Raw genomic sequence first — 22055 nt, forward strand, 5'->3', positions numbered from 1 at the left:
CGTTTGTCAGTGGTGGAAGGTAAAAATCGAATCAAATATCAGCCATTTTGCGCAGCCTGTTCGTTCTCGAGAAACTCGTCTTCCAGCAGCGCATCGGCTGCGACTCTCTCGAACGGCACCACAGCGGCACGTGGTTTGCCCCGCAGTTTGCCGAACAGGTGCTCAAGCGCATGTTCAAGTTTTTCAGCCGCACCGTCGATCGCCAGTTCCAGGTTTGCGGCTTTATGAGTGACAGAAATCGGTTGGTGGCCTTTTGGCCGCGCTTCCAGCTGACAGCGCATGTCATGGGGACCGGGCTTGTCGCCGTTCTCGTCCCGCAGATGAACCTCGACGCGTGTCAGGTCCTCTTCATAACGTTCGAGCGTGCTCTCAATGGTAGTACGTACCCACTCCTCCAGTCGGATGCTGCTTTGAATATGGTTATCGCTGTTGACTTGGATTTGCATAGTTCATCCCTTATTTCAGCTAGCTCGCGAGAGGCCCTTCGGCTGGCCCTTGGGCGTCATCACCGTGACCTCTGACTTACACAATCGGTCTGCTCGCAGAACAATTCAACCCCTAAAAAAAGATAAATTTTCATACGCAAAAAAAGCCGGACAAGGAGCAAAAGCGCTGTTAAGGTCGGGAGTTGGGTCGCCTGACTCTTTTGTCACAATTGCTCACATCTGCCGCTCCGCCAGTGGGTGCAGGCTTCGAAATATCCCCGCCTCTTCCACCAGCCAGTCATGCACCGCACGCACGCCCGGATGGCTCAACGCCCCTGGCGCATAGAGCAGCACGTAACGCTTGTGATTGGGCACCGCCAAGCCAAACGGCACGATCAACGTCCCCCGCTCCAACTCATCGTTAAGCAACGTTCGTCGCGCAATCGCCACGCCCATTCCGGCAATCGCCGCTTCGATGGTCAGGTGATTGCGATTGAAGGTGTGCCCACGCCGCACGTCCGCGCCTTCGAAGCCGATTGCGTTGAGGTAGAACTCCCACTCTGCATACTCGTAGCTGCCGCGCCAGGCGGTAATGTCGTGCAGCAACGGGAAATGCATCAGGTCCGACGGACCATGCAGAGGCGGCCGGCCACGCAGCAGGCTTGGGGCACAGACCGGGAATATCTGTTCGTCGAGCAAGGTTGTGGATAACAAACCGGGATAGCTGCCGTCATTCAGGTCGATGGCTAAATCGAAGTCGCCTTCGTGCAATGGCACGCTGCTGTCCTCGGCCACCAGCCGTAATTGAATGTCCGGAAAGCGCTGCTGCAAACGCGGCAACCTTGGGGTCAACCATTTGCTCAGGAACGATGGGATCGAGCGCACCCGTAAAATCCCGCTGATCATTCCGGCGTCCAGTCGTCGCAATTCCGCATCAATGCTGCCGTAAGCCTCGTTGACCGTGATGGCCAGTCGCTGGCCCTCGGCGCTCAGTTCCACACCGCGAGCGCGACGGTGGAAAAGTCGAAACCCAAGCCGTTCTTCCAGCTGTCGGATTTGCTGACTGACCGCACCCGGCGTGATGTGCAGCTCTTCGGCGCATCGGGTGAACGACAAGTGCCGCGCGGCACAGGAAAACACGTGCAGCCAGACGTAAGTCTGGGCGTGCAATTGGCGACTCATTGTTTAGTCCTGCTAAAGGCTGTCTTAGGAAGTTTCGTTGGTCACGTAGGACCGAGGTAGGCAGTATCGCCGACATTGCGCTTGTCCTACAAAAATGGCAGCGATTTCTCTTCCATTGCTTGTATAGGCTTTAGCATGGCTATCAGTGTTTTCGATCTCTTTAAAGTCGGCATCGGTCCGTCCAGTTCCCATACCGTCGGCCCGATGCGCGCCGCCGCGACCTTCGCCCAAGCCCTGATTGACCAACAATTGCTGGCCGACGTACGGCGCGTAGAAATCCGACTTTATGGCTCGCTGTCGGCGACCGGCGTCGGTCACGCCACCGACCGCGCCTGTGTCATGGGCCTGATGGGCGAGTGGCCGGACAGCATCGATCCCACGTCCATCGACAGCCGAATCCAGACCCTGCGCGAAACCGGTGAACTGTCCCTTGCCGGCAAATCGACCATCGCCTTCAACTGGCAACGCGATCTCCTGCTGCTCGACGAGAGCCTGCCCTACCACCCCAATGCGATGTCTCTGACAGCCTTTGGCGAAACTGGTGAGCTATCGGAGCAAACGTACTACTCGATTGGCGGCGGTTTCATCATCGAAGCAGCCGAAGCCGAGTCCGGCATCGCGCCCACCAGCGATGTGGTGCTGCCGTACGATTTCTCCAGCGCCGCCGAATTACTCAAGCTCTGCAACCTGCACGGCCTGCGCGTTTCCGAGTTGATGATGGCCAATGAACTGGCCTGGCGCAGCGAAGCCGAAATCCGTCAGGGCCTGCTGCACATTTGGTCGGTGATGCGCGAATGCGTCGAGCAAGGCCTGCGTCACGAAGGCATCCTGCCCGGCGGTCTGAATGTTCCCCGTCGCGCGGCGAAACTGCACCGCAGCCTGCTGGAAATCGGCAAGCCGAATGTCATCACCTCCACGCTGTCGGCAATGGAGTGGGTGAACCTGTTTGCCCTCGCCGTGAACGAAGAAAACGCAGCGGGCGGGCGCATGGTCACGGCGCCGACCAACGGCGCGGCGGGGATCATTCCGGCGGTGCTGCACTACTACATGAAATTCAATCCGGACGCGTCGGACGATGACGTGGTGGCGTTCTTTTTGGGCGCTGCGGCTGTAGGCATTCTCTGCAAGAAAAACGCCTCTATCTCCGGTGCCGAAGTTGGCTGTCAGGGCGAAGTCGGCTCCGCCTGCGCCATGGCCGCTGCCGGTCTGGCGGACATACTCGGCGCCACGCCCGAGCAACTGGAAAACGCCGCCGAAATCGGCCTGGAACACAACCTCGGCCTGACCTGCGACCCGGTCGGCGGTCTGGTGCAGGTGCCGTGCATCGAGCGCAACGCAATTGCTGCCGTGAAGGCGATCAACGCCACGCAAATGGCCCTGCGCGGCGACGGCAAACACTTCATTTCCCTGGACCGGGTGATCCGCACCATGCGCGATACCGGCGCCGACATGCACGACAAATACAAAGAGACTTCACGGGGCGGCCTGGCTGTTAGCTGGGTGGAGTGCTGAGGAGCACTCCCTGACCGTCCGCACGTGAGCCCGAGCAATAACAATAACGAGGCCAAACGATGACCGATGTACGTACACCTGCTGCCGATAATCCTGCTGTAGACCTGACACGCAATAGCGAAATAACCCACAAAGGCTGGAGTAAACACGACACCACCTGGATGCTTGGCCTTTATGGCACGGCCATCGGCGCCGGCACGCTATTCCTGCCGATCAACGCCGGCGTGGGCGGTTTCTGGCCGCTGCTGATCCTGGCAGTACTGGCGTTTCCGATGACCTTCTTCGCCCACCGAGGCCTGACCCGCTTCGTGCTGTCCGGGCGCTCCGGGGACATCACCGAAGTGGTGGAAGAACACTTCGGCATCGGTGCCGGCAAGCTGATCACGCTGCTGTATTTCTTCGCGATCTTCCCGATTCTGCTGGTGTACAGCGTGGCGCTGACCAACACCTTGAGCAGCTTCATGGAGCATCAGTTGCACATCGCCCCGCCACCGCGGGCGATTCTGTCGCTGGCGCTGATCCTCGGTCTGATGGCCATCGTCCGTTGCGGTCAGGGTGTCATCGTCAAATGCATGAGCGTGCTGGTTTATCCGTTTGTTGCAGCCTTGCTGCTGCTCGGTTTGAGCCTGATCCCGAACTGGAATGGAGCGTTCTTTGCCACCGACAGTGAAGGCATGCCGATGCCCCTGTTCTTCAAGACCTTGTGGCTGGCAATCCCGGTGATGGTGTTCTCGTTCAACCATTCGCCGATCATCTCCGCCTTCTCCGTCGATCAGAAACAGCGTTACGGCGAGCAGGCCGAACGCAAAAGCAGCGGCATCCTCGCCATCGCCCACGCGATGATGGTGGTGACGGTGATGTTCTTCTGCTTCAGCTGCGTGCTGGCGCTGTCCCCGGCTGATTTGGCGGCGGCGAAGGCGCAGAACATCTCGATCCTGTCGTACCTGGCCAACCACTTCCAGACCCCGGTCATCGCATACGCTGCGCCGCTGATTGCGCTGGTGGCGATCACCAAGTCCTTCCTCGGCCATTACATCGGCGCCAGCGAAGGCTTTCAGGGGCTGATCGTGAAAAGCCTGCGCGGCCGTGGCCGGGTGATGTCGGCGAGCTGGCTGAACCGTGTGACCGCGCTGTTCATGATCCTCAGCTGCTGGGCCGTGGCGACGTTCAACCCGAGCATCCTCGGCATGATCGAAACCCTCGGCGGGCCAATCATCGCGTGCCTGCTGTTCCTGATGCCGATGTACGCCATCCGCCGCGTGCCGGCCTTGCGCCAGTACTCGGGTCAGGCCTCGAACGTGTTCGTGGTGTTGATCGGTTTGATTGCACTGTCTGCGATCATCTACTCATTCATGCCCTGAAACGGGCAGGCAAAAAGAAGGCGGGCTGTAGCAGCTGGCGAAGCCTGCGTTCGGCTGCGCAGCAGTCGCCAACCTGAAAACTCGGTTTTACTGAGGCACTGCATCGCCTGATTTCACGACTGCTGCGCAGCCGAACGCAGGCTTCGCCAGCTGCTACACGGATTGCGTTGGGGCTTGAATACTTAGCATTAGCCACGGCGCCCGCCTCTGTTTTGCCGAGATCATTGTTCGACAGTTTTCCCGGCATGGCCCTTGCTAAGTCCTATCTGAGGCAAAAGGACGTTTGAAAACCTCAGCGAGCGACGTGCCGGTGGTCTGGTGTTGCGAACTAATCCCGATCACGGCGGGTCAACAACTGCACGTTCAATCAGGCGGTAACGCATCATGGACAACCCTTTTCAGCTCATTACCGATGCTTTTGCAGCGGATTATCAGATCAACCTGAGCATTCAGGGTCTGGATGGCAGCATCATGCTGACCCTGTCCAACAGCGGTCACGTGGTCGCCAAACGGATGATCAGCGCCGAACAACGCAATGACCCCCAGCGCCTCAAACGCCTGGTGCAAAGCATTCAGTTCGGGATTGCTATCGAACAGGGCCACAGCGCCGTGGCCATCCTAGAAGCCATGACCGACGGCGACAATCACAACCTGCCGCCGCCACGCGTCAAGGGCCACAGCCGGCCGGCCATGAGGCTTTAAATCTCGCCCTTCTCGACTTCGGGATGCTCACCGGAACCCGCACCGATCTTGCGTTGCGGGTGTTCGATCTTCACCGAAGGGAATTGCGACGAAGCGTAACGCACCACCAGAATCGCAAACGCCAGCAGCAGAATCCCGCCGCACAGGTAGATGATGCCAATATCCGGCGGGTTGTGGTGCGAGACGTTGGAGATCAGCAGCCGCGTCAGCGCAGTGATCGCCACGTAGATCAGGAAACGCACCGGCATGTGATTGGTCTTGAAATAAATCCCGACCATCGCCCCCAGTTCCAGGTAGATGAACAGCAGCAAGATGTCATCGATCTTGATGTGCCCTTCTTCGATCATCCCCAGAAATTCCATCACCGCCGCCCACGCGGTGACGGCACCGATGGCGAACAGTGCCAGGTAGTGGAAGGACTCGACGAACAGGTTGCCCAGGGACTCGGCCAGTTGGTGCACGTTCTGCCGCAGGTTCTCGGCCCAGTTGATTTTCACGATGATTCTTCCTTAGCTCGGTTCGAGCGGATGATGCGGGTTTGACGTGACGGTTGTTCTGCATGCAGAAAAAAGGCCAGAGGCGCCTGCCACATGATGGCGAGGTGCTCTAAAACACGCTCCGTGGCGTTTGGTCGCACCTGCACCTCACAAACCCTGATTTCGGTCTACATTAAAAAGCCACTACCCAAAGCGCAGGGATTCGCTTATCCTTTTCGCTGTATATAAATACAGTGGTCGAATAAGACAACTTAATGTGAAGGCATGTGAGGTGGTGAATGGCCGTCGAAGTGGTATACCGCAGCAGCCGAGATCTGGAGCGCTTGTTCATGGATAAAGCCGAAGCTGACCGTCATGACAAAATGCTCGAACTGGCCGAGTTGCTGGCTGAAGTGTTGCAAAAAGCCGTTCCGTCCCTGACCGAGCAGCAAGTGGAAGAAGCCGGGATCTACATGGCGAAGAACCGCGATGTGTTCGCCAAGGCGTTCAAGAGCCAGCCGGACGCGTTGTCCGAATTGCTCAATGCGCCGGCTGAAGTCGTTGAAAAGGCTGCACCCGTTGAGGCACCTGCACCTGTTGAAGTCGCTGAGCCGACCAAGCCGGCCAAAGCCCCCAAGGCTGCCAAGTAAGCAACGCCCGAATTGAATAGGCCCTGAGTCAAATGACTCAGGGCCTTTTTCATGCCTGCGAAAAACCTAAGCTTCGGGTTGCTCCAGCGCCTCGACCAGCGCCTTGAAGAAACGCGCCGCCTCGCCGCCCGTCACCACGCGATGGTCGAAGGTCAGGGACAGCGGCAGGACCGGATGCACCACCACCGCGCCATCGACCGCCACCGGTTCGTCGCGGATCGCGCCAGCGGCGAGGATCGCCACTTGCGGCGGCACCACCACCGGGTTGGCGTAACGACCAAACAAGGTACCGAAATTCGACAACGTCAGGGTCGCCCCCATCATTTCCTTGGGCGGAATCGATCGCGCCTGCACGTCGGCCCTTAATCGCATGACACCTTCCTTCAACTCAGCCGGGGTGCGATGACCGACATCGCGCAGCACTGGCACGAACAAGCCGTCCGGGGTGTCCACGGCGATGCCCAGATCAAGCCGTTCGTGTTGTTTGAGCGACAGGTTTTTGCCGTCGAAGGCGCTGTTGAGCACCGGTTCCACGGCGCACGCGGCCGCCATCGCTTTGGCGAGACGAATCAGCGGTTCGCGGGCCTGCCCCCAGCGATGCAGGTCGGCGTCACCGAAAATCGTCACGGGCACGACTTCGGCGTGGGACCGGGCCATGTTCAGCGCAATGCTGCGCCGAACACCGCGCAACCGTTCGCCGCCGAAGCGATCCAGTTCAGTTTGAGCCGCGTTTTCCACATCCGTGCGGGTGATCAGCCCCTCGTGGCCAGAGCCCGTCAACCCGCTCAAGTCCACGCCGAGCTGCCGAGCCAGTTGCCGCACGGCCGGTGTGGCGCGAGTCGCCAGGTGTTCTCGGGTCGAGGGGGCTGCCCCGATGAAAAACGAGTCCTCCTGACTGCTGCCGCCACCTTCGAGTCGCCCCACTACGGTGCCCGCATCGGCTTCGCCTTCGTAACCGAGCAAGGGTTCACCGACGTGAATAATGTCGCCCTCGCCGCCGTGGAGTTTTGCCACCACGCCGTCGTAGGGGGCGGGGATATCCACCAGCGCCTTGGCGGTTTCTACCGACACCAGCAGTTGATCGGCCTTGACGGTATCGCCGACCGCGACGTGCCAGCGGACGATTTCCGCCTCCTGCAAACCCTCGCCCAGATCTGGCAGTTTGAAATATTTCATCGCAGCCTCCTTGGGTTCAGGCGAAGTGCAGAACGTTGTCGCAGGCCTGAAGAATGTCCTCGACGTTCGGCATGTAGAGCGATTCCAGTCGATACAGCGGCGGTGGAATGTCCGGCGCGGTAACTCGCTGGATCGGTGCCTGCAAGTCCAGCAACACCCGCTCGTAGAGACTCGCGGCGATTTCCGCACCGACGCCGCAGGAGCGCGGCGCTTCATGAACGATCACGCAACGACCGGTCTTGCGCACCGATGCTTCCAGCGTGTCGAGGTCCAGCGGCTTGATACTTGCGACATCGATCACCTCCGCCGAGACGCCCCGCTCGGCCAATGCGGTGGCGGCTTGCAGGGTTTCCATCACGCTGGCGCCCCAGCTGATCAAAGTGATGTCGCTGCCTTCGCGCAGGGTGAAACAGCTGTCCAGCGGCAGGCGTTTACCGTCATCCACCAGCGTTTGCGGGTTCATGCGATAGAGCCGGGTCGGCTCGAGAAACACTACCGGGTCCGGGTCATCGATGGCCGCCAGCAACAAACCATAAGCCCGGGCCGGCGATGACGGAATTACCACCCGCAGACCTGGAATGTGCGCGAACAATGCTTCAGTGCTTTCGCTGTGATGTTCCGGCGCGCGAATCCCTGCGCCCATCGGCGTGCGCATCACCATCGGGCAGGTGATCCGCCCGCGCGTGCGATTGCGCATGCGGCTGGCGTGGGACACCAGGTGTTCCATGGCGGCGTAGATGAAACCCATGAACTGGATTTCCACCACCGGTTTCAGGCCCTGCGCGGCCATGCCGACCACCAGTCCACCGAGCATGGTTTCAGCCAGCGGCGAGTCAATTACTCGCTTGAAGCCGAAGCTGTCACGCAACCCTTGAGTGGCGCGAAACACGCCGCCGTTCACTCCGACATCTTCACCGAGGACGATGACGTTCTCGTCTTCGCTCATCGCCCGATGCAGCGCGAGATTCACTGCGTCCAGCAACGTGACTTTGCCGTTACTCATGGCTCGAATCTCCCGCGCGGCGCGCCGCCCGTTCGAGCAACTCTTCACGCTGCCCGGCGAGGGACTCCGGCCATCGGGCGTAGACGTGATCCATGATCGATTCGGGCGCCTGAATACCCGCCGCTTCGAAGTTATCCACAGCACGCTGCACCAAGCCCTGGCATTCGCTGATCAGCGTCTGTTCGCGGCCTTCGTCCCACACGCCCTGGCCGACCATGAAACGTTGCAGGCGTTTGATCGGTTCTTCGAGCCAGGCCTGCTTGACCTCGTCCGCCGGCCGGTAGCGTGTGGCATCGTCGGCGGTGGTGTGGTCGCCGAGGCGATAGCTCAGGCATTCCAGCAACACCGGGCCTTTACCGTGACGCGCCCGTTCAAGGGCTGCTTGTACTCGGTCGTAAACCGCGAGCATGTCATTGCCGTCGACCTGCTCTCCATGGAACCCGGCACCGATCGCCTTCTGTGCCAGCGTCGGGGCGCCGCACTGAATCCGTCGTGGCACCGAGATCGCCCATTGGTTGTTATTGACCACGAACACCACCGGCAACTGCCAGGCACCGGCGACGTTGAGGGCTTCGAGGAAATCGCCTTTGCTGGTGGCGCCGTCGCCGCAGGTGGTGACGGCGACCCGATGTTCGCCGCGAATTTTGAATGCACTGGCAACGCCGCAAGCATGCAAGGCCTGGGTGGCAATCGGCACACAGATCGGAAAGTCCTGAACCGCCGCCGGTTCGGCAAAGTCGCTGCCGCGCTCGTCGCCGCCCCAGTACAGGAGGATTTCCTCCATGCGCACCCCTCGCATCAACTGCACGGCGGTGTCACGGTAATACGGAATCAGCACGTCTTCGGTGTGCATCACGCTGCCGACGGCGACGCCGATAGCTTCCTGGCCCAACGTCGGCGCATAAGTGCCGATGCGCCCGGTGCGTTGCAGGGCGACGGCTTTCTGATCGAAAAGGCGGGTCAGGACCATCTGCCGATAGAGGCGCGTCAACAGATTGAAATCGTCGGCCCAAGAGGGAAGTTCGCCGAGCAATTGACCTTCGGGGGATAAAAAACGGGTGTAAGGCAGCTCAACCTTGTGAGGCATCACAGGGGCTCCTGGCACGCCGCGTCAGCGTGCGTCAGTCAAGCCTGACGCTTGTGGCGCCAGGCCTTGGGAGCGAGTCTGCCGGATAGGCCCTCACTCCTTCATCGGTTCAAGCTCATCGATACAGCACTTTCTCCGCCAACTCGTCAGCCACTCGGGCCGGCGAGCGTTTTTCCGCTTGGGCATGGGCGAAGACTTCGGTCAGCCGAGAGCTGATTTTCGACAGGTGTGCGGTGATGGTCGACAGCTCTTCGCCGCGATGTTTGAGCGAAACGTAGATCAGCCCGCCGGAATTGATCACGTAATCCGGCGCATACAGAATGCCTCGCCGCTCCAATTGATCAGCGACTTCCAGATGGGTCAGTTGGTTGTTCGCCGAGCCGGCCACCGCCGCGCAGCGCAATTGCGTCACGCTGTGGCTGTTGAGCACGCCACCGAGGCCGCAGGGCGCGAGAATGTCGCATGGGGTGCTGAGCAGCGCTTCGTTGGCGATCGGGTGAGCGCCGAGTTGCTCCATGGCCAATTGCACTTTGCCGTGATCGATGTCGCTGACCAGCAGTTCGGCACCGGCGGCGTGCAGTTGTTCGGCGAGGGCATAGCCAACGTTGCCGAGCCCTTGAATCGCCACTCGCAGGCCTTCGAGGTTATCGCTGCCCAGTCGGGCCATGGCGGTGGCACGAATGCCGGTGAACACGCCCATCGCCGCGTGCGGTGCAGGGTCGCCCGCGGCGGTGGTGCTGGTGACGTGCTGGGTCTGTTGGGCGATGCAATCCATGTCCGCCACCGAGGTGCCACTGTCGATGGCGGTGATGTAGCGGCCGTCGAGCTGATTGATGCAACGCCCGAAGGCTTCGAATAGCGCGGCGCGGTTTTCCACATGAACCGGGCGAACAATCACCGCAACGCCGCCGCCCTGGGCCAGGCCGGCCAACGCCGCCTTGTAACTCATGCCTTGGGCAAGGCGCACCGCATCCTCGACAGCGGACTCGTCGCTCGGATAGGCAAGGTAACGACACCCGCCCAGGGCAGGCCCCAGACGGCTGTTATGAATGGCAATGACCGCCTTCAACCCGGTGACCGAGTCAACGCTCAGATGCAGGGATTCAAGGCGAGTGCTTTGCATGAGAGCGAACATCGTAGGGCTCCCGAATTGCTACTTGTAGTCGCCAGTATAGGCTTGCGCCCGAAAATTGCAGAAGCGCACGGGAATAAGCGCCGCCGCCATGCAGACTTTCGGACATAACCTGAAACCACCTATGTTCGGCACTGGACGAATGCCGGAGACGGGGCTAAAACGAGGCATTACCCGGAGATTCTGATGACCCCCCGCCAACGTTTTTTCGACTGTCTGCAACGTTCACCGCCCGCGCTGTTCGAGGCGGCGCTGTGGATTGCCGCCGAACACGACAGTGAGGTCAATCCCGAGGCGGTGCTGAACGATTTCAAGGACCTGCAACAACGGGTCAGTTATGGCTTGCCGATGTTGCCGGTCAGCGAGTTGGCCCAACCGTTGTTACGGCGTATGAATGACCTGGGATTCGCTCAGGACGATTCCACGCCATTGCGTCCGCAAGTCGCGCTGGTCAATAAAGTGCTGGAACGCAAACGTGGGCAGCCACTAAGTCTGGGATTGATTGCCCTGGAACTGGCCAAAGGTCTGGAAATCCCCATGGTTGGTGTCAACTTCCCCGGGCATTTCCTGCTACGGGTACCGGGCGCCGATCACTTGCTCGACCCATGCGGCGGGCGTCGTTTGTACCCCAACGACTGTCGGGAATTGCTGCAACGCCAGTACGGCCCGAACCTGAAGCTTGGCGCCGAGCATTTGCTCACCGCCGAGCCGGTGCAAATGCTGCAGCGGCTGTCGCGCAACCTGCGTCAGTTACACCTTTCCAACGATGACTACATCGGCGCCCTGATCGACGCCGAACGTGTGCTGGAACTGGGCAACGCCAGTGCCTCCGACTACCTGGCCCGGGCCAGCCTCTATCAACGACTGGATTGCCCGAACGCCGAGCGCTTCGACCTGGAGCATGCCCTGCTGCTCAGTGACGATCCGATCCAGCGGATTCGCCTGACTGAGCGATTAGGGCACCTGCCGCCCAATTCAATCGTCCACTAACCACACATCCCCTTGTGGGAGCGGGCTTGCTCGCGAAAGCGATGTGTCAGCTGCATTGATGTTGACTGACCCACCCTCTTCGCGAGCAAGCCCGCTCCCACATTGGTTCGGTGTGAGGCTTTACGGTGTGTCTGGCTGATTCGCCGGATGCGCCTTGATGAATGCCGGATGCGTCGCCGCCAACGCCGCCACTCGACGAATCCGCGGATACGCCTCAAGTGAAATGCCGAAGCGCTCGGCCGCGTACAACTGCGGGATCAGGTAAACATCCGCCAGCCCAGGCGTCGGACCAAAGCAATAACCCTCATCGCCGATCAACTGCTCCACCGTCGCCAACCCTTGGCTGATCCAGTGCCCGATCCATTCCACCACCTGCGGTTCATCGTGGCCCAACTGACGCAGTTTGTTGAGCACGCTGACGTTGTGCAGCGGATGCACGTCGCAACCAATCACCGCCGCCACACCACGCTCATGGGCGCGGGCAGCGAAGTCTTTGGAGAGCAGCGGCACCTGTGGATAACGTTCCTCCAGGTATTCGATGATCGCCGGCGACTGGATCAACAGCTCACCTTCGTCAGTGCGCAAGGCCGGTACTCGGCCTTGCGCATTGATGCTCAGATACGGCGGCTGTCGATGTTCGCCACCTGGCGGTGCGATCAGATTGATCGGCAGCGCCTGGTAATCCAGCCCCTTGAGCGCCAACGCGATACGCACCCGAAAGGACGAAGTCGAACGGTAATAGGTATAGAGCTCCATGACCCGATCCTCTTAGCGTGCCGGCAGCACTTTGCCTCGGCATTCGCCGAAACCGATGGAGGCAAAACCCTCGCGGTTGCAACGGGCGCGCAGGATGATTTCGTCGCCGTCCTCAAGGAACTTACGCACCTCGCCAGACGCGAGTTCGATCGGCTTTTTACCGCCCTCGGTAATTTCCAGCAGGCTACCGAACTGACCGTTTTCCGGGCCCGACAAGGTGCCCGAACCGAACAGGTCACCGGCCTGCAACTGGCAGCCGTTGACGCTGTGGTGCGCGACCATTTGCGCCACGGTCCAGTACATATGTTTGGTGTTGCTGAGGGTCAGGCGATGGGCCGGCAGTTTTTGCTCGCGCAGGCCTTCGGTGAGCAGCAGCACTTCCAGTTCGATGTCGAAACCACCGGCGGCTTGATCACGCTTGTCGAACAGGTACGGCAGCGGCTGCGGATCGCCTTCCGGACGTGCCGGCTGAGCACGACGGAACGGTTCCAGCGCTTCGGCCGTCACGACCCACGGCGAGATGCTGGTGATAAAGCTTTTCGACAGGAACGGCCCCAGCGGCTGGTATTCCCAAGCCTGAATGTCGCGCGCTGACCAGTCGTTGAGCAGGCAGAAACCGGCGATGTGATCGGCGGCGTCACCGATGGCGATCGAGTCGCCCATCTCGTTGCCCTGACCGATCCAGATGCCCAGTTCCAGCTCATAGTCCAGACGTGCGCACGGACCAAAAGTTGGCTCGGTCTGGCCGGCTGGCAACGTCTGGCCTTTCGGACGGCGAACATCGGTGCCCGACGGGCGAATGGTCGAAGCGCGGCCGTGATAACCAATCGGCACGTACTTATAGTTCGGCAGCAACGGGTTGTCCGGACGGAACAGTTTGCCGACGTTCTGCGCGTGCTCGATGCCGACGTAGAAGTCGGTGTAATCGTTGATTTTCGCTGGCAGGTGCATCTCGCAATTCGCCGCCAGTGGCAGCAGTTTTGCGCCTTGGGCTTCAATCTTGCCGTGCAGCGTGCTGCCTTCTTTGAACAGTTCCAGCAGGCGTTCGCGCAGGGCAACGCGAGCGTCACGACCCAGCTCGAAGAACGCGTTCAACTGACCGCCACGGGTGGCTTCGACTGCAGTTTTTGCGACGCCATCGAACAGGCCGGCATCGAGTGCAGCTTCCAGATCAAAGATATGTTCGCCAATGGCCACGCCACTGCGCGGTGCCGAACCCTTCACGCTGAACACGCCCAGCGGCAGGTTCTGCAGAGGGAAATCAGCATGGCCGTTGGCGGAGGCAACCCAGCTACGAGTGATGGAAGTCTGAGTCATGGGTTATCTCCGGGTCGGGTCGAAAGTGGCGGGCAGCGTGGCCCAGCAGGCATCGTAGTTGATTTGCAGTTGCGGGCAATCCAGGGCGAAACGGCTCGGGCGCAGCACCTGGCTGGTCTCGAACATGAAGGCCATGGTGTTGTCGATTTTCGCTGGCGCAAGTTCGGCGTTGATCGCCTTGGTGCAGGTTTCGCCATCCGGCCCGTGGGCGCTCATGCAACTGTGCAAGGACGCACCGCCGGGCACGAAGCCTTCGGCCTTGGCGTCGTACTCGCCCTTGATCAGGCCCATGAATTCGTTCATCAGATTGCGATGGAACCACGGTGGACGGAAGGTTTTCTCGGCGACCATCCAGCGTGGCGGGAAGATCACGAAGTCCAGATTGGCCAGACCGTGGACGCTGGTCGGCGACGTCAGGACGGTGAAGATCGACGGATCCGGGTGATCGAAACTGACCGTGCCGATGGTGTTGAAGCGGCGCAGGTCATATTTGTACGGCACGTTATTGCCGTGCCAGGCGACCACGTTCAGCGGCGAATGATCGAGCTCGCAGCCCCACAACTGGCCGAGGAATTTCTGTATCAGGGTGGTCGGTTGCTTGAGGTTTTCGTAATGCGCAACCGGGGTCAGGAAGTCCCGTGCGTTGGCCAGGCCGTTGCTGCCGATCGGTCCGAGGTCCGGCAGACGCAGCGGCGCGCCATGGTTCTCGGCAATGTAACCGCGAGCTTGCGGGTCGAGCAGTTCGACGCGGAATTTCAGACCGCGTGGCAGTACGGCGATTTCCAGCGGTTCCAGTTCAAGCACGCCCAATTCGGTCGCAATGCGCAAGCGTCCCAACTCGGGCACCAGCAACAGTTCGCCGTCAGCGTTGAAAAACACGCGCTCCATGGAGCGGTTGGCCCGGTAGCTGTAGATGCTGATCCCGGCCGGTTTTTCCGCGCCCGAGTTGGCGGCCATGCTCACCAGCCCGTCGATGAAATCGGTTGGCTCGCTCGGGATGTCCAGCGGATTCCAGCGCAGCCGATTGGGGGTCACTTCACCCAATGGGCCGCCGGTCAGTTGCCGATCCAGTTTGACGAACGCCGGGTGATTGGCCGACGGCTGAATGCGGTACATCCAGGTGCGCCGCGCTTCACTGCGAGCCATGGTGAACGCCGTGCCGGAGAACAATTCGGTGTAGAGACCGTAAGGCGCTTTTTGCGGGGAGTTCTGGCCGACGGGCAGTGCGCCGGGCAACGCTTCGCTGCTGAATTCGTTGCCGAAGCCGGACTGATAAGCCAGCTCGGGCGCCGTTGAATCGAGGTTCATGGAGCCTCCTGAACAGGGAGTAGGCATGGCCCGTTGCTCCGTTGAAGAGGTCTCGGCACGCCTGGGTTATTTTTATCGTAATTCGATTACGCTTAACGTAATTTGATTGGTATTGACCGTCAAGCTATAAAGACGCCCATTCGTCCCGGGATCAGACCGCCTCCATGGAAACGCCGCGCAGCAACGATAAACAGAAAGTCCGCTCGGCCGAGGTCGGCACCGACATCCTCAAGGCCCTGGCCGAGTTATCGCCATCGACTTCATTGTCGCGCCTGGCCGAACACGTGCAGATGCCGGCGAGCAAGGTTCACCGCTATTTGCAGGCGCTGATTGCCAGCGGTTTTGCTGAACAGAATGCGGCCACCAACCATTACGGTCTGGGGCGCGAAGCCTTGCGCGTCGGACTCGCCGCACTCAACAATATGGACGTGCTGAAAGTCGGCGCCCTGCCCCTGGCCGAATTGCGTGACGATCTGAATGAAACCTGCTTTATAGCGGTGTGGGGCAACCAGGGCGCGACGGTGGTTCACATCGAGCCGGCGGTGCGCGCGGTGACGGTGGTGACTCAGTTGGGTTCGGTGTTGCCGTTGCTCAGTTCTTCAACAGGGCTGGTGTTCGGCGCCTATCTGCCGAAGCGTGAAACCGTGGACTTGCGTGAGCAAGAATTGCAGAGCGGTTCAACCCATGCGCTGGCGGATGATCAGGCCTATAAGGCGTTGTGCGAACAGATCCGCGAACGCGGTCTGCATCATGTGCATGGTTTGCTGATGCCGGGGGTCGATGCGTTGTCGGCGCCGGTGTTCAATGCTGTCGGGAATGTTGCGGCGGTGATGACCATTGTCGGCCCGACTTCATTGTTTCACGCCGATGAAAACGGCCCGGCGGCGCAGCGATTGCTGGCGGCGACGCGGGCCGTTAGTTGGCGGATGGGGTATCAATCGACGATCCCGAGCGACAAAACATAAATGCGCTGATTTATCCCAGCAGCCCCATCCCCTTGGCCTTCGCGACAGCCTGGGTCCTGCGTTCAACGCCTAACTTCCCGTGAATGCGCCGGGCATGCGTTTTGACGGTGTGTAGCGAAATGAACAGCTGTTCGGCTATTTGTTGATTGGAATTACCCAGCGCAATCAACTTGAGCACTTCAACTTCGCGCTGACTGAGCGGGTTGTTATCACCCGCATGCTCAATGCTTTCATGACAAGGTTCGGCAACGCCCAGAGCCGGCATCAAATCCGGCTGACGCAGTTGCAGTTCACGAAGAGCCTGCCGAACGCCACAGCGATCGACCAGCTTCAAGCCCCCGAGTAAAGACGCCTTGGCGCCAACCGAATCGCCGTTCAGCCATGCAACTTCAGCCCCAGCGAACAGCATTTCGACCTCCAGTGCCTGCATGGCCGACCGTTGCGACTGTTCGAGCACGAGTGTGAGTTGGCTCATCGGGTCTTTGGCCCGGTGCAGATAAACCTGCGCCAACACCAGCAAGTATTCAATTCGCGCGATCAACATCAATGTCGCCGGCGGTGCCTGCCGCGCCAGCGGCCCACGGTAGTGGCGCAATACCCGGCTGAGCGCTTCATGGACCAGTTCGGGGCGGCCCTGCTGTAGCCAGATTTGACTGCTGATTTGCAACAGGACACCGCGGTAAACGGTGTCGGGAATCTGTCGCTGCTGCATCAAGCGTTCGGCGTCGCGCAGATGGACAAACGCTTGAGCATAGTCGCGCTGATTGGCCGCCACCTGAGCCAAGCCGAGGAAACCATAAAGCACCCGTTTGTCGTGGCTGCGCAGACAGATCTGCAGCCCGGCTTCGAAATACTCGGCGGCCTGCGCATCCCGGCCCTGACACAAACTCAAACGCCCACGGTGCAAGGCAATTCGCCCGAGCAGGGGCTCGGCGATCTGCTGCTGTTGAGTGAGCATGCCATGGATATTGGCGAGCAAACTATCGGCACGTTGAGGTGCCCCGCGTTGCTCCAGTAATTGCGCGTGATCGAGTTCCAGCAGCCCTTCGAACACCAGCGAGCCTTGTGCTCGCGCCAGGCACAACGCATCGCGGTTGATCGCCTGCGCCACATCGAGCTCACCCCGCAGCAAGGCCTGTTGCGTCAAACCCGACAGGCACATCAAGCGCACAGGCCAGAGGTCAGGACCGAGCACGGTCAGCGCCTCGAGAAAGTGCGCGCGTGAACCCTCCATGCGCCCCTGCAAATGCAGTAGCCAGCCTTGCTGGGCCTGCCAGCGTGCAATCAATTGCCGCTGAAGGAACGCCGACGGCTGAGGGGTGAATCGAGACAGATGTTCGATGCAATCGGCCGCCTGCTCGAATCGTCCGGCAAACAGCAAGGCTGCGGTGATCAACCCGACCAGTTGCGACGACCCGAGCATCAGCTCCTCGCCCTGTTGCTCATGCAAACGCAACAACAGCACGACCGTCTGTTCCTCGAACAGGTGCTCGAAACTGAAATGCTGCAACAGGCTGACCGCGACCTCGAACTCTTCAGCCAGCAGCGCTTGTTCGAAGGCGGCTTTCCAATCGAGTTCGGCGGCAAACCACTGGCAGGCACGACGATGCCAGGAACGTCCCGCCGGCCATTGCTCATCGCGCATCAACTGAGTGAGCGGTGGGAAAATCTGCAGCCAGTCTGCGGATTCCTTCCACGGTTCGATAAAACAGCCCAACTCCTGCAGCGTCCTCAAACATTGCGCACCCTCACCCGCGCCAAACAGGTGATCGCACAGCCTTGCATTGAATCGCGGTAAATGGGCGAGTACGCGCCAGGCTTCCGTCAGCTCCGGGGTCAGCGTGGTGAACAGCTCGTGCTCCAGGTAATCGAGCAAGGTGTTCGTTCGGCCTTGTAGCGTGTTGTTGTGTGACCAGTCGCATTTTTGCAGCAGCGCAATCCGTACGCCAGCGCACCAGCCACCACTGCGCTGGATGATCTTGCCGGCGACAGTATTGGCCTCGGCCGGTGCCAAATGTCGCAACAGCCGGGCGATCTCACTTTGATTGAAAGCCAGCGTGGAGTGCTCGCACTCATACAATTCATCATCAAGCAGCAAGCGTGGCCAGTTGCATTGCGGCCGACGGCGGGTGCCCAGCCACCAGGTCAGCATCGGGCTGCTGACCGCCAGCATGCGATCCAGCAGCAGGTCTAATTCGGGGTTCGGGACGCGGCAATAGTCATCGAGAAACAGCCAGGTTGGCGTCTGCAATAGTGACAGATACCCCAGCAACTCGGATTCACCTGACGTAGCCAGCCCCAGCGTCTCTGCCAGACGATGACGAAAATCCATCGCGCTCAACACCGTGCCAGACAATGGCAACCAGAGCGCGCGGCACTGCGGCGGGGCCTGCAACAGGCATTCGGCGAGCAGCGCTGTCTTGCCACTGCCGGCCGGCGCGCAGAGTAATTTCACCCGGGCCGTGGAGCCCAGTAACGGCTCGGTCAAGCGAGCCCGTGACTGGTGATGAGAGGACAGACGGGGCAGGAATCCAGAACGGTCCAGACACGGGATCATGGCGGTCATTGCGGCGTGCCTTTTTATAATTGTCCGGCAACCCTAGCCCTCTCTAACCCGCTTGTTGAGAAGTATTCAGCACGCTGATTGGCAGCCATAAAAAAGGCGACCACCCGGTCGCCTTTTGTACTGCCAATGTATCAAAACCCTTACCGAACGCCCTCGGCGCGCAGGGCCGATGGGGTGTAGTCGGCGGCCTTGGCTTCGAAGCCAAATTCGAAACTGTGCTTCTCTTCGTTCTTCATTCCCAGGGCAATGTATCGGCCGGCAATGATGTCGTAGAGCGCTTCGAGGGTGTAGGCCGGAGTCTGGTGATCGTAGTAGTACTGAGCGTGACCCTCGGCCACTCGCCACAGCTGACCGCGACCGTCGTAATGGTCTGCCAGCGCCACTTGCCAGCTGTCTTCGTCGAGGTACATGTGGCGTTTGGCGTAGATGTGCCGCTCGCTCGGTTTGACCGTACCGATCACTTCCCAGACCCGGTGCAACTCATAACGGGTCAGGTCCTGATTGATGTGCCCGGCTTTCACAATGTCATCGTACTTGAGGCTCGGCGAGTCGAGTTTGTAGCTGTTGTAAGGGATGTACATTTCCTTCTTGCCGACCAGTTTCCAGTCGTAGCGATCCGGTGCGCCGGAGAACATGTCGAAGTTGTCGGACGTGCGCAGACCGTCAGCGGCAGTACCCGGCCCGTCATAAGCCACTTGCGGTGCGCGACGCACACGGCGTTGGCCGGCGTTGTAGATCCAAGCCAGACGCGGCTCTTTCACCTGATCGAGGGTTTCGTGCACCAGCAGCACGTTACCCGCCAGACGCGCAGGTGCCGTTACCGATTGCTTGAAGAAAGTCAGCACGTTGGCGGCTTTTTCCGGGTCCAGTTCCTTCATCAATTGTGGTACGGCGATCTCTTCCTCGAAGCGGATCGGCGTGTAGCTGCCGTTCGTTTGCGGGGTCACCTGAGTGATGATGCGTCGCAGGTTGCCGCCGTGATAGCGGGTGATGTGGTTCCACAGCACCTCGACGCCGGCCTTCGGAATCGGGAAGGCGTAGTAGCGGTTGCCGGTGAAGTTGGCCAGACCGTTACCGTCGTTGATGCTGTTCACATTCAGCGCGCTGCGCTTGGCCGACTCGTAGATTTCCGGCGGCAGGGCCACGGTGCGATGGGTCGGGTAGACCGGGATCTTGTAGGTTTCCGGGTAGCGTTTGAACATCGCCACCTGACCTTCCGACAACTTGTCTTTGTACTTGTCGACCGTCGCGGCCGTGATGGTAAACAGTGGCTTCTCGCTGGCGAACGGGTCAGCCAGGAAACCTTTACTGTCCACTGCGCCAGCGTTTTTCGGGATGCCGCCAGTCCAGGCCGGGATCGAGCCATCGGCGTTGCCGGCCTTCTCGGCGCCCAGCGGCGTGAGGCTGGTGCCAAGCTTGTTGGCTTCTTCAGGCGAGACCGCCGCCATCACGTTGGCAGCCAGCAGACTCAAGGCCAGGGCGCCGCATTGCAGAATCATCTTGCGCATTAAAATCATCCTTCTCAGCCAGATCAGAAGTTCACGCCAAAGCTCAGCGCCAGGAAGTCGCGGTCTTCCAGGGTGTTGTAGTCACCGCCGAAGAAATCGGTGTAACTGAGGCTCGCGGTATAGGTGTTGCGGTAGTCGGCATCGACGCCGACGCTGACCGCCTTGGCGCCTTCGTTGAACAGCCCGTTGGGGCCGTAGCCGGCAACGTCGTGGGACCAGGACAGGTTGGGCTTGAGGTTGATCCCGCCGATCACGTTGGCGTAATCGAGAATCGCCCGGGCGCGGTAGCCCCAGGAGGTCGAGGTGACGAAGCCGTCGGTATCGCCGCGAAAACCGTACTGGCCATAGACAGAGTCACGGCCGTAGCGCAATTCGGATCGCGACTCCAGGCCACCGACGTGCACCACCGCCGCTTCGCCAACCAGGGTCAGCCGTTGGGCGCCCAGCACTTGGTCGAAGAAGTGGGTCAGGGTGCTCTGGACCTGCGTCACTTCCTTGCGGCGGTAGCCTTTGTTGTCGGCACCTGGCGTGGTCGCGATAGGCGATGCGGCGCCGCCTGCGATCGGGTTGAGCAAGGCCAGGGTCAGGTCGTTGGTGTTGACTTGCACCGGAGCGTTGGGGCGATAGCTGATCTCGCCGGTCCACGCCGTGCCGGTAGGCAAGGTGGTGGAAAAGCTCGCGCCGTAAAGACGAATGTCTTCCGGGTATTCAAGGTAATACTGACCGCGTCCGAGCATCACACTCTGAGCCAGTGCCGACCCGGTACCGGGCGCGATTCTGTTGGCGGCACCGACGATGGCCGGGATCCGTGCCAGCGTTGTCAGGCCGGCAGTGGTGGTGCCGACCGTCGGGCTACGGCTGTGATAGTTCATGAAGTACAGACCGTACTCGGTGTCATCGCCGAGCCAGCGCAGCGCTGTCCCCCACTGCCCGGAGTCGCGGGCATCGCGGTCACCACTGCGCTGGACGATCACACCTTCCTTACTGACTTCGAAGCCTTGGCCAAACGCTGCAGCGATCGGTTGCAACGGTGCAATCGCCGGGCTGGCAACCGTGTAATTCTTGTTGCAGCCGTCAGCCACCACGTCGTTGCCGAAGAAGGTGCCGCAGTTGTCGACGACGGTCTGGTCCCACTCCAGTTGATAGAAACCTTCCACCGAGAGTTGGTCGGTCAGGCTTTGGGAGGCGAACAGCATGTTCACCGGAATCAGACCTTCCTTGATTTCGGCGCCAGGACGGCGGAACGCTGAAACGTCGATCGGGTTGATGCTGTTGATCGAGTTGCCGATGAAGGTACTTTCACCCCAACTCACCACCTGCTTGCCGGCGCGCACAGTGCCCGGCAACTCGGCGATGGAATAGTTGTGATAGACGAAGGCGTCGAGCAACTGCGCCCCGGAGGACTTGGCACCTTCTTTACGACCACTGTCACTGATCGGTTTGAACTCACGGTCCTCGTCCTTGAGTTCGAAGTCGTACCAGTACTTGCCACGCACGAACACACCGGTGTCACCGTACTTCAATTCAAGGTCATGAATACCCTTGAAGATCTTGGAGAAGGTTTCGCCCTTCTTGAAGTTCAGCCGCCCGTCATCCCCGGTCGAAGACTGGCCGGTCCCACCATTGACGATGCCCACCAGAGATTTGTCGGCATCGCGCATGCCCCAGCTCGCGCCGACGGACAGCGAAGAGTCAAAAGTCCCCTCGATTTCCCCGATGTTGAATGAAACAGCCTGCGCCTGGGCGCAGCAACCCAAGGCAACCGCAGCGGCGAGCGCTTGCGGCGTGAAGATGGCGCGCATTGTTGTTTTTGTCATGCGTCTTCCCCGGTGAGTGACAGAAGGCCCCACCCTACTGCCGCACGTTGGGAGCGATAAGCGCACCAAGGAGGTATTCGCGATGTACCTCCAAAGGATGAATACCCGCATGGGACGGCGTT

Annotated in this window: 18 protein-coding genes and 1 pseudogene; 6 read left to right on the top strand and 13 right to left on the bottom strand. The window is 60.2% G+C overall.

Annotated elements, in window-relative coordinates:
* Nucleotides 1-38 precede the first annotated feature (38 nt).
* Both CKW16_RS17000 and CKW16_RS17005 read right to left on the bottom strand, forming a co-directional pair.
* Nucleotides 39-446, bottom strand: coding sequence for an HPF/RaiA family ribosome-associated protein (locus CKW16_RS17000; protein ID WP_008150614.1), 408 nt, complete (start codon nucleotides 444-446; stop codon nucleotides 39-41).
* Between the two features lie 213 nt (nucleotides 447-659).
* Complete coding sequence (locus tag CKW16_RS17005) at nucleotides 660-1607, bottom strand: LysR substrate-binding domain-containing protein (RefSeq protein ID WP_046053185.1); 948 nt, start codon at nucleotides 1605-1607, stop codon at nucleotides 660-662.
* Nucleotides 1608-1742: 135 nt separating this feature from the next.
* Between CKW16_RS17005 and CKW16_RS17010 the strand changes: the two genes are divergently transcribed.
* The 3 genes from CKW16_RS17010 to CKW16_RS17020 all read left to right on the top strand — a co-directional run bounded on the left by CKW16_RS17010 (nucleotide 1743) and on the right by CKW16_RS17020 (nucleotide 5182).
* Nucleotides 1743-3119 (top strand): L-serine ammonia-lyase, encoded by a 1377-nt coding sequence (locus CKW16_RS17010; protein WP_095129397.1) that lies wholly within the window; start codon nucleotides 1743-1745, stop codon nucleotides 3117-3119.
* Nucleotides 3120-3178: 59 nt separating this feature from the next.
* A complete protein-coding gene (locus tag CKW16_RS17015; RefSeq protein WP_095129398.1) occupies nucleotides 3179-4480 on the top strand; it encodes a serine/threonine transporter in 1302 nt (433 codons plus the stop codon).
* Between the two features lie 384 nt (nucleotides 4481-4864).
* Nucleotides 4865-5182: a DUF3509 domain-containing protein gene (locus tag CKW16_RS17020; protein WP_008150633.1), complete on the top strand. Its 318-nt coding sequence runs from the start codon at nucleotides 4865-4867 to the stop codon at nucleotides 5180-5182.
* Here the strand turns inward: CKW16_RS17020 and CKW16_RS17025 are convergent.
* Nucleotides 5179-5679 (bottom strand): phosphate-starvation-inducible protein PsiE, encoded by a 501-nt coding sequence (locus tag CKW16_RS17025; protein ID WP_095129399.1) that lies wholly within the window; start codon nucleotides 5677-5679, stop codon nucleotides 5179-5181. The genes CKW16_RS17020 and CKW16_RS17025 overlap by 4 nt on opposite strands.
* A 278-nt stretch (nucleotides 5680-5957) precedes the next feature.
* On the opposite strand from CKW16_RS17025, the pseudogene CKW16_RS17030 reads away from it, so the two are divergent.
* Nucleotides 5958-6212, top strand: a pseudogene (locus CKW16_RS17030) (YebG family protein); the annotation flags it as partial.
* A gap of 162 nt (nucleotides 6213-6374) precedes the next feature.
* Here the strand turns inward: CKW16_RS17030 and CKW16_RS17035 are convergent.
* The 4 genes from CKW16_RS17035 to CKW16_RS17050 all read right to left on the bottom strand — a co-directional run bounded on the left by CKW16_RS17035 (nucleotide 6375) and on the right by CKW16_RS17050 (nucleotide 10709).
* Complete coding sequence (locus tag CKW16_RS17035) at nucleotides 6375-7484, bottom strand: dihydrolipoamide acetyltransferase family protein (RefSeq protein ID WP_095129400.1); 1110 nt, start codon at nucleotides 7482-7484, stop codon at nucleotides 6375-6377.
* A gap of 16 nt (nucleotides 7485-7500) precedes the next feature.
* On the bottom strand, nucleotides 7501-8487 hold the full coding sequence (locus tag CKW16_RS17040; RefSeq protein WP_095129401.1) for an alpha-ketoacid dehydrogenase subunit beta: 987 nt from the start codon (nucleotides 8485-8487) through the stop codon (nucleotides 7501-7503).
* A complete protein-coding gene (gene pdhA, locus CKW16_RS17045; RefSeq protein ID WP_095129402.1) occupies nucleotides 8480-9574 on the bottom strand; it encodes a pyruvate dehydrogenase (acetyl-transferring) E1 component subunit alpha in 1095 nt (364 codons plus the stop codon). The genes CKW16_RS17040 and pdhA overlap by 8 nt, the downstream gene beginning before the upstream one ends.
* A 115-nt stretch (nucleotides 9575-9689) precedes the next feature.
* Nucleotides 9690-10709, bottom strand: coding sequence for a Glu/Leu/Phe/Val dehydrogenase dimerization domain-containing protein (locus CKW16_RS17050; RefSeq protein WP_095129403.1), 1020 nt, complete (start codon nucleotides 10707-10709; stop codon nucleotides 9690-9692).
* 183 nt (nucleotides 10710-10892) lie between these two features.
* On the opposite strand from CKW16_RS17050, the gene CKW16_RS17055 reads away from it, so the two are divergent.
* Nucleotides 10893-11696 carry a SirB1 family protein gene (locus CKW16_RS17055; RefSeq protein ID WP_095129404.1) on the top strand — a complete coding sequence of 268 codons (804 nt, stop codon included), beginning with the start codon at nucleotides 10893-10895 and terminating at the stop codon, nucleotides 11694-11696.
* 120 nt (nucleotides 11697-11816) lie between these two features.
* Here CKW16_RS17055 and maiA read toward each other — a convergent pair whose 3' ends face one another.
* Genes maiA through hmgA form a run of 3 tightly spaced genes read right to left on the bottom strand, consistent with a single transcriptional unit; the run spans nucleotide 11817 to nucleotide 15077 of the window.
* Entirely contained in the window at nucleotides 11817-12452 is a 636-nt protein-coding gene (gene maiA / locus CKW16_RS17060; protein ID WP_095129405.1) for a maleylacetoacetate isomerase, read from the bottom strand.
* Nucleotides 12453-12464: 12 nt separating this feature from the next.
* The gene (fahA, locus tag CKW16_RS17065) at nucleotides 12465-13769 is read right to left on the bottom strand and encodes a fumarylacetoacetase (protein WP_095129406.1); all 1305 of its coding nucleotides are present in this window, start codon (nucleotides 13767-13769) and stop codon (nucleotides 12465-12467) included.
* 3 nt (nucleotides 13770-13772) lie between these two features.
* Complete coding sequence (hmgA, locus tag CKW16_RS17070) at nucleotides 13773-15077, bottom strand: homogentisate 1,2-dioxygenase (protein ID WP_095129407.1); 1305 nt, start codon at nucleotides 15075-15077, stop codon at nucleotides 13773-13775.
* Nucleotides 15078-15241: 164 nt separating this feature from the next.
* Here hmgA and CKW16_RS17075 point away from each other — a divergent pair, with 164 nt between their 5' ends.
* Nucleotides 15242-16042 (top strand): IclR family transcriptional regulator, encoded by an 801-nt coding sequence (locus CKW16_RS17075; protein WP_095129408.1) that lies wholly within the window; start codon nucleotides 15242-15244, stop codon nucleotides 16040-16042.
* Nucleotides 16043-16052: 10 nt separating this feature from the next.
* On the opposite strand, the gene CKW16_RS17080 is transcribed toward CKW16_RS17075, so the two are convergent.
* The 3 genes from CKW16_RS17080 to CKW16_RS17090 all read right to left on the bottom strand — a co-directional run bounded on the left by CKW16_RS17080 (nucleotide 16053) and on the right by CKW16_RS17090 (nucleotide 21933).
* Nucleotides 16053-18608, bottom strand: a complete 2556-nt coding sequence (locus tag CKW16_RS17080) for a LuxR C-terminal-related transcriptional regulator (protein ID WP_095129409.1) — start codon at nucleotides 18606-18608, stop codon at nucleotides 16053-16055.
* A 140-nt stretch (nucleotides 18609-18748) separates the two neighbouring features.
* Nucleotides 18749-20116, bottom strand: coding sequence for a DUF1329 domain-containing protein (locus CKW16_RS17085; protein ID WP_095129410.1), 1368 nt, complete (start codon nucleotides 20114-20116; stop codon nucleotides 18749-18751).
* Between the two features lie 23 nt (nucleotides 20117-20139).
* The gene (locus CKW16_RS17090) at nucleotides 20140-21933 is read right to left on the bottom strand and encodes a DUF1302 domain-containing protein (RefSeq protein WP_095129411.1); all 1794 of its coding nucleotides are present in this window, start codon (nucleotides 21931-21933) and stop codon (nucleotides 20140-20142) included.
* Between the last annotated feature and the right edge of the window lie 122 nt (nucleotides 21934-22055).

It is taken from the genome of Pseudomonas sp. Irchel s3h14, from assembly GCF_900187425.1.
GTDB lineage: Bacteria > Pseudomonadota > Gammaproteobacteria > Pseudomonadales > Pseudomonadaceae > Aquipseudomonas.